Origin of the sequence: Bradyrhizobium sp., from assembly GCF_028868675.1 — a bacterium.
GTDB lineage: Bacteria > Pseudomonadota > Alphaproteobacteria > Rhizobiales > Xanthobacteraceae > Bradyrhizobium.
This window is the reverse complement of the sequence record NZ_JAGWUA010000169.1, coordinates 1-11,094: the sequence shown is the minus strand read 5'-3', so window position 1 is coordinate 11,094 and position 11,094 is coordinate 1. Positions and strand designations below refer to the sequence as shown.

Genomic DNA, 11,094 nt, shown 5'->3' with positions numbered 1-11,094 from the left:
TACGACGGCACCGCCAGCAGTCCGCTACCCGGCCCCCGCGCTGTAGTGGAGACCTTCGGGGTGCGCCCCTTGATTCAAATCAGGTTTTTCCGCCAACCGTGAAAGATGGGCTAGTACCACCCACCGAACCACGTCCTGTGCTTGTGGGTCCGGGACGACAGCGACTATGCGGCGTGATGCGGCACGGCGTCGAACCGGCTCACCACGATGTCCCGCTTGGTCTCGTCCACCCGCACGGTCATGTCGAAGCGGCCGTCGTGCAGCTCCTTGGCCAGCACTTCCGAATTGCGGTGCAGCCAGGAGATGCCGGCGCCGTCGGCGGCGTCGATCGACAGATCGAAGGTGCTGCGCTTGGCCGCGAGGCGCTCCTCGATCGCGGCAAGCAGCGCCTCGACCCCCTCCCCGGTCTCGGCCGAGACCAGCAGCGCCGCATGATCCGAGGGCCGGCGCGCGGCGATGTTCTGCAGCTCTTCGCGCTGTTCCGCGTCGAAGCGATCGATCTTGTTCCAGACCTCGATGATGCGGCTCGAATCGTCCGGATTGATGCCGAGCTGGCGCAGCACGGCGTCGACGTCGCTCTGCTGCGCCTCGGCATCTTCATGCGAGATGTCGCGCACGTGCAGGATGACCTCGGCCTCGAGCACCTCCTCGAGCGTGGCGCGGAAGGCGGCAACGAGCTGGGTCGGCAGGTTGGAGATGAAGCCGACGGTGTCCGACAGCATCGCCTTGCCGCCATGCGGCAGCGTCAGCGCGCGCAGCGTCGGGTCGAGCGTGGCGAACAGCATGTCGGCCGCCTGCACCTCGGCGCGCGTCAGGCGGTTGAACAGCGTCGACTTGCCGGCATTGGTGTAGCCGACCAGCGCCACCACCCGATAGGGTACGCGCTGGCGGCCGGCACGATGCAGGCGCCGCGTCGCCTGCACCTTCTTCAGGTCGCCTTCGAGGCGCGCGATGCGCTCCTGGATCAGGCGCCGGTCGGCCTCGATCTGGGTCTCGCCCGGGCCGCCCATGAAGCCGAAGCCGCCGCGCTGGCGCTCGAGATGGGTCCAGGACCGCACCAGGCGCGAGCGTTGGTAGTTGAGATGGGCGAGTTCGACCTGCAGCGCGCCTTCCCTGGTCTTGGCGCGGCGGCCGAAGATTTCCAGGATCAGGCCGGTGCGGTCGAGCACCTTCGCGTTCCAGGCCTTTTCGAGGTTGCGCTGCTGGATCGGGGAGAGCGCGCAGTCCATCACCACGAGTTCGACGTCGTGGCTCTTGATCAGTCCGGCGATCTCCTCGACCTTGCCCTTTCCGAGATAGGTCGCGGGACGGATCTGGCCGATCGGCGCGATCAGCGCATCGGCGATGACGAGATCGATGGCGCGCGCAAGCCCGCTGGCTTCGTCCAGCCGGGCCTCGGTGTCGCGCAGGACATGGCCATCCGCCTGCGCGTCGGTGCTGCCCGCGCGCATCCGCAAATAGGGGCCGATGACGATCACCCGCCCCGTCCGTCTTCCCCCTTCCGACCGCGGACGGTCGGTGCCCCCGTCGAGATTCCGGGGTTCCAATCAGATCACTCTCAAGCGGGCTGATCCTCGCCGCCTTCGAACAGCTGGATCGGAGCGCCCGGCATGATGGTCGAGATCGCATGCTTGTAGACGAGCTGCGAATGACCGTCGCGCCGCAGCAGCAGGCAGAAATTGTCGAACCAGGTCACAATTCCCTGCAGCTTTACTCCGTTGACCAGAAAGATCGTCAGTGGCGTCTTGGTTTTACGAACGTGATTGAGGAAGGTGTCTTGTAGGTTTTGTGCGCGGTCTGCCGCCATTGTTGTTGTCTCGCTTTGAGTTTCTTTTTATTTGCACCGGCTGCGGCCCGCTTGTTGATGGGTCCTGCCCCGGCTGCCTTTCCCTCTTGAGATCCCCCTCCGGAAGGTCGGCGGTATGATTAGAGGACAGGTCGGAATATTAGGCAAGCCGCTTCAGGCAGCAGCCCCGGCCTCTTCCTACCGAAAAACGACAGGAATCGATCGTTTTACTCGATTAGCGTCCATGTGTGGCCGGAACGCCGCGGCTCAACCGACGCCCAGCGCCTTCAACTTCCGGTGTAGTGCCGACCGCTCCATGCCGACGAACTCCGCGGTGCGCGAGATGTTGCCGGAAAACCGGCTGATCTGGGCGATCAAATAGTCGCGCTCGAACACCTCCCGCGCCTCCCGCAGCGGCAGGCCCATGATGTGCTCGCCGTTGTTGCTGGTCGGCATCGCCGGGACCATCGAGCCGACGTCCTGCGGCAGCATGTCGGCGGTGATGATGACCTCCGGACCGCCGGCGGCGAGAATCATCACCCGCTCGACGTTGTTACGGAGCTGGCGGACGTTGCCGGGCCAGACATGCGACTGCAGCACCGCCATGGCGTCCTGACCGATCTGCCGCTTGGGCAGGCCCGTCGCCGCCGAGATCTGGTCCATGAAATAGTCGATCAGTTCGGGGATGTCCTCGCGCCGCTCCGACAGCGCGGGCACGCGGATCGGGACCACCGACAGGCGATGGTAGAGATCCTCGCGGAATCGTCCGCCCGCGATCTCCTCCTCCAGGTTTCGCGCCGTGGAGGAGATGATGCGCACGTCGACCTGCACCTTGGCGGTGCCGCCGATGCGCTGGAAGGTCTGCTCGACCAGCACGCGCAGGATCTTGTTCTGGGTCTCGCGCGGCATGTCCGCGATCTCGTCGATGAACAGCGTGCCGCCATGCGCTTCTTCGAGGGCGCCCGGCTTGCGGGGCTGCTCACCGTTGGACTGCTCGACGCCGAACAATTCGTGCTCCATCCGCTCGGGCGTGATGGCGGCGGCGTTGATCACGACGAACGGCCCGTCTGCCCGGCCCGAGGCCGCATGCAGCGTGCGCGCGGCCAGTTCCTTGCCGGCGCCTGCGGGGCCGACGATCAGGATGCGGCTGTTCGCCTTGGCGGCGCGCTCCACGGTCTGGCGCAGCTGGTTGACGCTCGGCGAGCGGCCGACGAGCTGGCTCGCGGTCGGCGCGAGTTGCTTCAGCTCCTTGACCTCGCGCTTCAGCCGCGAATTCTCGAGCGCCCGCGTCGCCACCAGGATCAGGCGGTCGGCCTTGAACGGCTTCTCGATGAAATCGTAGGCGCCCCGCTTGATCGCGGCGACCGCGGTCTCGATGTTGCCGTGGCCGGAGATCATGACGACCGGCAGGTCGGCATTGTCCTTCTTGATCTGCTCCAGGAGCTGCAGGCCGTCGAGCTTCGATCCCTGCAGCCAGATGTCGAGGAACACCAGATGCGGCCGGCGGTTCGCGATCTCGGCGAGCGCCGAGTCGCTGTCGCGCGCGGTCCTGGTGACGAATCCCTCGTCCTCGAGAATGCCCGCGACGAGATCCCGAATATCGGCCTCATCATCGACGATCAGAATTTCACTTGCCATGGGTCGCGCCTGTGCTGTCAGTTGCCTGTTGAGGCTTTGATTTTTGCTTCATCATTAGTCTGTTCTGCCGGCTCTTTGGTTTCGGCGGCCGCCGCCTTTGTTTCCCGGTCCCCGCCGCCCGCGGCCTGGTCCCCGACCTCGACCTTCGAAGCCTGGCCGGAGATTGCAAAGCGCATCCGCATCCAGGCGCCGCGCTGTCCCTCCCGGAAATCGGAGGCATCCTTCAGCTCGATCCGGCCGCCATGGTCTTCGAGCACGCGGCCGACGATCGCCAATCCCAGTCCGGTGCCCTTCGCCCGGGTCGTGACGTAGGGCTCCAGAAGCCGCGAACGCGCCACCTTCGGCAACCCGACGCCGTTGTCGATGACGTCGATCAGCACGTCATCGCCGTCGCGCGAGACCACGACGTCGATGCGGCCCTTTCCACCATCCTTGCCGAGCTCCTCGGGGGGCACCTGCTCGATCGCCTCGGTGGCGTTCTTGACGATGTTGGTCACGGCCTGCGAGATCAGCCGGCGGTCGAACTGCGCGCGCAGCGGGTCTTCCTTGAACACAGTCTCGATGTCGAGCTCGGGATGGGCGACTTTCATCAGGAACACGGCCTGCCGCACGGTGTCGGCGACGTCCTCGCCCTCCATCACCGGTTTCGGCATGCGCGCAAAGCGCGAGAACTCGTCGACCATGCGCCTGATGTCGTCGACCTGGCGGACGATCGTGTCGGTGCACTGGTCGAAAATCGTCTTGTCCTTCTCCTCGGTGATGGTCCGGCCGAACTTGCGGCGGATGCGCTCGGCGGAGAGCTGGATCGGCGTTAGCGGGTTCTTGATCTCGTGAGCGATGCGGCGCGCCACGTCGCCCCAGGCCGAGGTGCGCTGCGCCGACACCAGCTCGGTGATGTCGTCGAGCGTGATGATGTAGCTGTCGTGCGGCTGGCTGGTCTTCTCGGCGCTGACGCGGACCGACAGATTGCGCTCCTGGCCGTCGCGCGCGATCGTGATCTGGCCCTGCACCAGGCGCTGGGTTCCTTCCCGCGCCGTCTTCATCATGTCGTCGAGCTCGGGCAGCACGTCGGACAGGGGATGGCCGAGCGTTTCCGCCTCGGAATGCCCGATCAGCTTCTCGGCCGAACGATTGAGGATACCGACGCTGCCCGACGTATCGACGCCGATGATGCCGGCACTCGCCGAGGACAGCACCGCCTCGATGAAGCGGCGCCGGCTGTCGATCAGCTCGCTCGCGTTGACCAGCTCGTCGCGCTGGCTGCGCAGTTCCTGCGTCATCTTGTTGAAGGTTTCGCCGAGCTGGGCCATATCGCCTTCGGACTTGAGAACGGGGACCTGGACGTGGAGATTGCCGGTCGACACCGTGTTGGCCGCGTTCATCAGCCGGCGGATCGGCGCCACCAGCCAGTTGGCGAAGTTGAGCCCGATCAGCACCGAGGCCATCAGGATGGTCAGCGCGATCACCGCGAACATCAGCGCGAAGGCGACCTGGATGCCGAGCCGGCGCGATTCGATCTGCGCATATTCGGCGACACTCACCTCGGTCTGCTTGAGCTGGGCGACGACCCGCGGATCAAGAAGCCGCGCAACGTAGAGGAACGTGTCGTTGAACGCCCGCAGCCGGATCACCGCGGCGACGTAGTTGGCGTCCGGGAACACCGCGATCTGCGGCTCGGTCTCGTTGACGTTGCTCAAGAACTCCGGCGGCGGCGTCTGGAAGCTCTGCTGGATGCCGGTCTGCGCCGTCTCCAGGATATTGCGATCCTTGTCGATGATGAGCGCGCCCGGCAGGTTGCGGGACTGGGCGCTGGCGGTCAGCAGTTCGCGGAACGTGCTGCGGTCCTGGTCGAACAGCGGCCGGGCATGGGCGATGTCGTTGGCCATCCCCAGGATGTCGCCGCGGATCAGCTGCGCGTGCTCATAGGTGTAGGCGCGCGCGATGATCAGCGAGTTCTCGATGACTTCCTTGGTCGGCCCGGAGAACAGCCGGTCGAGGCCGCGCTCGATGGTGACGTTGGCGACGACGGCGACCAGCACCGCCGGCAGCACGGCGATGATCGAGAACAGGCCGACGATCTGGACATGCAGCCGCGCCGCCGCCCGCCCGCGCCGGCGGGCCTGGATCATCTGCCAGACCTCGCGGACGATGATGCCGACCAGGAGCAGGATCGTGCCGGCGTTGATCAGCAGGAACGAGCTCACGACCTCGCGGGTCGGCTCGATCCGGGTCAATCCGGTCAGGACCACGAAGGTCAGGAAGGCCGAGAGCAGCGCAAGGGCGACCGCGAACGCGGCGAGCCACCGGCGCGGCGACCAGCCCCTGGCCTCGTCGGCCTGTGACGTCTCGAAAGCTGCGGCCGAGGTATCTGCGCTGCTCATTCCGGAAATGGATGCTGAAAAGGGAAGCCGTTGGAGCGGTCTAGTGATGCATTCATATCACAATGTTGCCAAATTGCGACAATTCCACGGCGCGGCAGTTGGCCACTTTGCGCACGATCCTCGGAACGCAATATCGCTCTTGCGGCGAGGGCCCTGAGATCCCTTCGGACCGCCCAGCGGTTGACGCAGGTCAACTCGATCCGGCACTTACCGCGTATCTTAACACCATCATCTCATCCAAAGTTCAGGCCAATGATCCCTCTCCATCAGACGGGCCGTCCCCTGCGCTCCTGGTGGAGGAACGGTCGTATCCTCCTCGCTCTGTCCGTCATCGGCCTGCCCTGCGCGGCGGTGGCCGAGGACGACGTCAAGCTGACGCCGGCGCAGGTCCAGAATCTCGGCATCCGCGTGGCCCGTCCGGTGTCGAGCCGGACCGACCAGACGCTGCCCTACCCGGCTCAGATCGTGATCCCGACCCCGCAATTGTGGGTGGTCAGCGCGCCCGCCGCCGGCATGGTCACCAATCTGGCGGTCGCGCGTGGCGACCGGATCACGGCCGGTCAGCCGCTCGTGACGCTGGAAAGCCCGAGTTTCGTCTCGCTGCAGCGCGACTATCTGCACGCGGTCGCGCAGGAGGTCCTGGCCAATCAGCAGCTCAAGCGGAACGCCGACCTGTTCGAGGGCAAGGCTGTGCCGCAGCGCGTGCTGGAAACGAGCCAGACCGAGGCCCGCCAGGCCAGCATCCTGGTCGCCGAGCGACGGCAGATGCTTCGTTTGAGCGGCCTGTCCGATGAGGCGATCTCCCGGCTGACCAACGAGGCCGCGATCAGCGCAACGCTGACGGTCGCCGCGCCGCAAGGAGCATCGGTCGTCGACATCGCGGTCTCGCCAGGCCAGCGGCTGGAGCAGGCCGCGCCTCTCGTCAAGCTCGCGCGCCTGTCGCCGCTCTGGGCCGAGATCGCGATTCCCGCCTCCAACATCCGCGCGATCCGCAGCGGCGCGCGGATCGACATCGAAGGTTACCCCACGCCAGGCCGGGTCATCCTGGTGTCGGAGACCACCGATGCGGCCACCCAGACGATCCTGGTCCGCGCCGAGATCCCGAACGATGGCGAATTGCATCCCGGCCAGACCGCCGCGGTGCGCATCAGCTTCCTGTCGCCCGGAGAGAGCGCCTGGGAAATTCCCTATAGCGGCCTGGTCCGGCGCGGCGAGCAGACCTCGGTCTTCGTCGCCATCGAGGGCGGCTTCCGCCTGCTCCCGGTCACGCTGCTCGCCGAGGACCAGGACCATGTCGTCGTCGCCGGTGCGATCAGCGACAAGAACGAGGTCGCCGTCGGCGGCATCTCGGCGCTTCGCGGCATCCTCGCGCGGCTCGGAGCCGGTCAATAATGCTCCCTCGACTGGTCGCATTCGCGCTGTCGCAGCGGCTGTTCGTCGCCCTGAGCGTCCTGCTCCTGATCGGCGCGGGTGCCGTCTTGCTGCCGAGCCTGCCGATCGACGCCTTTCCGGACGTCTCGCCGGTGCAGGTCAAGATCATCATGAAGGCGCCGGGCCTCACCCCGGAGGAGGTCGAGCAGCGCATCACGGTTCCGATCGAGATCGAGCTGCTCGGCCTGCCCAACAAGAAGATTCTGCGCTCGACGACGAAGTACGCGCTGGCCGACATCACGGTCGATTTCGAGGACGGCACCGATATCTACTGGGCGCGCAACCAGGTGTCGGAGCGGTTGTCCAACATCTCGCGCGACTTCCCGGACGGGGTGACCGGCGGGCTCGCGCCGATCACGAGCCCGCTCGGCGAGATGTTCATGTTCACGATCGACAGTCCGGAACTGTCGCTCGCGGAGCGCAGGACCCTGCTCGACTGGGTGATCCGCCCCGCGCTGCGCACCGTTCCCGGCGTCGCCGACGTCAATTCGCTCGGCGGCTACGTCCGCGCCTTCGAGATCGTGCCGCTGAACGACGCGCTGGCCGCGCGCGGCATCTCCTACGAGCTGTTCCGCCGCGCCATCGAGGCCAACAGCCGCAACGACGGCGCCGGCCGCGTCAACCAGGGCGAGGACAGCGCGCTGGTGCGGATCGAAGGCTCGATCCGCGGCATCGACGACATCCGCGCCATCGTCGTCGACACCCGCGACGGCGTTCCGATCCGCGTCAACGATGTCGCCCGCGTCAAGGTCGGCGCGCTGACCCGCTACGGCGCGGTCACGATCGACGCGCGCGGCGAGACGGTCGAAGGCCTCGTGCTCGGCCTGCGCGGCGCCAATGCCGGCCAGCTCGTGCGCGACGTCCGCGCGCGGCTTGCGGAGCTGCAGCCGACGCTGCCCAAGAGCGTCTCCATCAACGTGTTCTACGACCGCAGCCATCTGGTCAACCGCGCGGTCGGCACCGTGGTGCGCGCGCTCGGCGAGGCCACCGTGCTCGTCGTCGTCCTCCTCCTCCTGTTCCTCGGCAACTGGCGGGCATCGCTGGTGATCGCGCTCAGCCTGCCGCTCGCCATCGTCATCGCGCTGATCGTGATGCGCGCAGCCGGGATGTCGGCGAACCTGATGAGCCTTGGGGGCCTTGCGATCGCCATCGGCATGCTGATCGATGCGCTGGTGGTGGTCGTCGAGAACATCGTCGGCAATCTCGGCAAGCACGAGGCGAGCCAAGCGACGCCGTTGATCCACATCGTGTTCCGTTCGGTCTGCGAGGTCCTGCAGCCGGTCACCTCGGGCGTGCTGATCATCATCATCGTGTTCGTGCCGCTGCTGACGCTGCAGGGGCTGGAGGGCAAGCTCTTCATCCCGGTCGCGCTCGCCATCATCTTCGCGCTCGCGGGCTCGCTGCTGCTGGCCCTCACCGTCATTCCCGTCGCGATCTCCTTCGTGCTGAAATCGGCCTCGCATCGCGATCCCCTGCTGATCCGCGCGGCGCAGCGCGTCTACGCTCCGGCGCTCGACTGGGCGCTCGACAACGAGCGCAAGGTGATCGCGGCCGCGCTTGTCGGCCTCGTCGCCGCTGGCTACGCCTACACCCACCTCGGCAAGACCTTCATGCCGACCATGGACGAGGGCGACGTCATCGTCAGCGTGGAGACGCTGCCCTCCGTCAATCTGGACGAATCGCTCGCCATCAACACGCGGCTGCAGGCCGCGCTGTTGAAGGTGCCCGACGTCGCCGGCATCATCGCCCGCACCGGTTCGGACGAATTGGGGCTCGATCCCATGGGACCGAACCAGACCGATACCTTCCTCGTGCTCAAGCCGGCCGAACAGCGCAAATCGCAGGACCGGGAGGCACTGCTGGCGAGGCTGCGCGAGGTGCTCTCGGGCTTCCCCGGCCTGTCGCTGAGCTTCACCCAGCCGATCGACATGCGCGTGCAGGAGATGATCTCTGGCGTGCGCGGCGACGTCGCCGTCAAGATCTTCGGCCCCGATATCGCCAAGCTCAACGAGATCGCGGCCAGATTGTCGTCGATCCTGTCCGGCATCGATGGGGCCGAGGACGTCTATACGACGCTGAACGAAGGCGCGCAGTACTACACCGTCGCCGTCAACCGGATGGAGGCCGGCCGGCTCGGCCTGACGGTCGATTCCATCGCCAATTCCCTGCGCACCCAGATCGAGGGCCGCACCATCGGCACGGCGCTGGAGGAAGGCCGCCGTACGCCGATCCTGGTCCGCGGCGGCGAGATGACGCGCGAGGCGCCGACGCTGCTGGCGAGCCTGCCGTTGACGCTAGCCTCCGGGCAGCACGTCGCGCTGTCCCAGGTCGCCCGCATCCAGCGGGTCGATGGTCCCGTCAAGATCGACCGCGAGGACGGCAACCGCATGAGCGTCGTCCGCACCAATGTGCGCGGCCGCGACATGGTCGGTTTCGTCCAGGCGGCCCAGCAGAAAGTCGCGGCCGAGCTTTCGCTGCCGAGCGGTTACCGGCTGACCTGGGGCGGACAGTTCGAGAACCAGCAGCGCGCCGCCGCGCGGCTGTCCGTCGTGGTCCCCGTCGCGATCGGCCTGATCTTCGTGTTGCTCTTCACGACCTTCGGCTCGGTCCGCCAGGCCTTGCTGGTGCTGGTCAACATCCCCTTCGCGCTGATCGGCGGGGTGTTCGCGCTGGTCTTGTCCGGCGAATATCTGTCGGTGCCGGCCTCCGTCGGCTTCATCGCGCTGCTCGGCATTGCCGTGCTGAACGGCGTCGTGCTCGTTTCCTATTTCAACCAGCTCCGCGCCCATGGCCTCTCCGAGGCACGCATCGTGGTCGAAGGCGCGAGGCGCAGGCTGCGGCCGGTGCTGATGACCGCGAGCATCACCGCGCTCGGACTGATCCCGCTGCTGTTCGCCTCGGGCCCGGGATCGGAGGTCCAGCGCCCGCTCGCCATCGTCGTGATCGGCGGCCTGTTGTCCTCCACCCTGCTCACGCTGATCCTGCTGCCGATCCTGTATCGCCGCTATGGCGGAGCTGCGAAGGAGGCCAAATGACGACGGCGTCCGTCTGCCTCATTCTGATTGCATCGTGTCAGCTTCGGGACGAGCTGTTCGACTATCTCGGCGAACAGACCGATCTGGTGTCGGGATACACGGCATCGGAGGCCGCCGGACACGGCGCCAGCGTCCGGCTCCACACCGCCGCCGAGCGCGTCAAGGGACACGCTGACCAGGTGACCGTGCGGATCATTCTGCAACGGGACGACGCCGATCGTCTGATCGAACGGCTGCGGGCTTCGTTTGCCGGAACCAGGCTCGTCTATTGGATCCTGCCGGTCACGGACTTCGGCACGATCGACTGACGCCGATGTCCACGATGCAACCCGCCACCCCAACGTCCGGCCTGGCCGAACGGGAGGCCCGCGCCCGGCTCGAAGCCGAAGGCTTCAATGAGCTGCCCCGCCAGGATCGCCGCACGTCGCTGCGCATCGCGGTCGAGGTGTTGCGCGAACCGATGCTCGCACTGCTGCTCGGCGCGGGACTGATCTATCTCCTGCTCGGCGACCTGAAGGAAGCGCTGATCCTGTTGCTGTTCGGCGGCATGACCATCGTCATCACCGTGATCCAGGAGACGCGCACCGAGCGGGTGCTGGAGGCGCTGCGCGACCTCACCAGTCCGCGCGCGCTGGTGATCCGCGATGGCGAGCGGCGGAGGATCGCCGGCCGCGAGGTCGTGCGCGGCGATCTCATCGTGCTCGCCGAAGGCGACCGCGTCCCCGCCGATGGCTCGCTGCGCGAAGCGCAGGACCTGCAGACCGACGAGTCGCTGCTGACCGGCGAATCCGTTCCGGTGCGCAAGCGCGCCGCCGATGCCGAT

At 66.7% G+C, this 11,094-nt stretch carries 8 protein-coding genes; 4 read left to right on the top strand and 4 right to left on the bottom strand.

The annotated features are described in order from the left end of the window. Positions 1 to 164: 164 nt before the first annotated feature. The 4 genes from hflX to KGM94_RS19230 form a co-directional block, all read right to left on the bottom strand. On the bottom strand, positions 165 to 1,547 hold the full coding sequence (gene hflX, locus KGM94_RS19245; protein ID WP_300262955.1) for a GTPase HflX: 1,383 nt from the start codon (positions 1,545 to 1,547) through the stop codon (positions 165 to 167). Positions 1,548 to 1,558: 11 nt separating this feature from the next. Further along, on the bottom strand, positions 1,559 to 1,807 hold the full coding sequence (gene hfq / locus KGM94_RS19240) for an RNA chaperone Hfq (RefSeq protein WP_007591126.1): 249 nt from the start codon (positions 1,805 to 1,807) through the stop codon (positions 1,559 to 1,561). A gap of 246 nt (positions 1,808 to 2,053) precedes the next feature. Further along, positions 2,054 to 3,424 (bottom strand): sigma-54 dependent transcriptional regulator, encoded by a 1,371-nt coding sequence (locus KGM94_RS19235; protein WP_300262950.1) that lies wholly within the window; start codon positions 3,422 to 3,424, stop codon positions 2,054 to 2,056. 17 nt (positions 3,425 to 3,441) lie between these two features. After that, on the bottom strand, positions 3,442 to 5,805 hold the full coding sequence (locus KGM94_RS19230) for a PAS domain-containing sensor histidine kinase (RefSeq protein ID WP_300262947.1): 2,364 nt from the start codon (positions 5,803 to 5,805) through the stop codon (positions 3,442 to 3,444). 252 nt (positions 5,806 to 6,057) lie between these two features. On the opposite strand from KGM94_RS19230, the gene KGM94_RS19225 reads away from it, so the two are divergent. From KGM94_RS19225 to KGM94_RS19210, 4 genes are all read left to right on the top strand, one after another. Next, positions 6,058 to 7,197: an efflux RND transporter periplasmic adaptor subunit gene (locus KGM94_RS19225; protein WP_300262944.1), complete on the top strand. Its 1,140-nt coding sequence runs from the start codon at positions 6,058 to 6,060 to the stop codon at positions 7,195 to 7,197. Beyond that, positions 7,197 to 10,271 carry a CusA/CzcA family heavy metal efflux RND transporter gene (locus tag KGM94_RS19220; protein ID WP_300262941.1) on the top strand — a complete coding sequence of 1,025 codons (3,075 nt, stop codon included), beginning with the start codon at positions 7,197 to 7,199 and terminating at the stop codon, positions 10,269 to 10,271. Before KGM94_RS19225 ends, KGM94_RS19220 begins: the two co-directional genes overlap by 1 nt. After that, positions 10,268 to 10,579, top strand: coding sequence for a DUF3240 family protein (locus KGM94_RS19215; RefSeq protein ID WP_300262936.1), 312 nt, complete (start codon positions 10,268 to 10,270; stop codon positions 10,577 to 10,579). The genes KGM94_RS19220 and KGM94_RS19215 overlap by 4 nt, the downstream gene beginning before the upstream one ends. 5 nt (positions 10,580 to 10,584) lie before the next feature. Next, on the top strand, positions 10,585 to 11,094 hold a 510-nt coding region (locus KGM94_RS19210), incomplete at its 3' end, for a cation-transporting P-type ATPase (protein WP_300262932.1).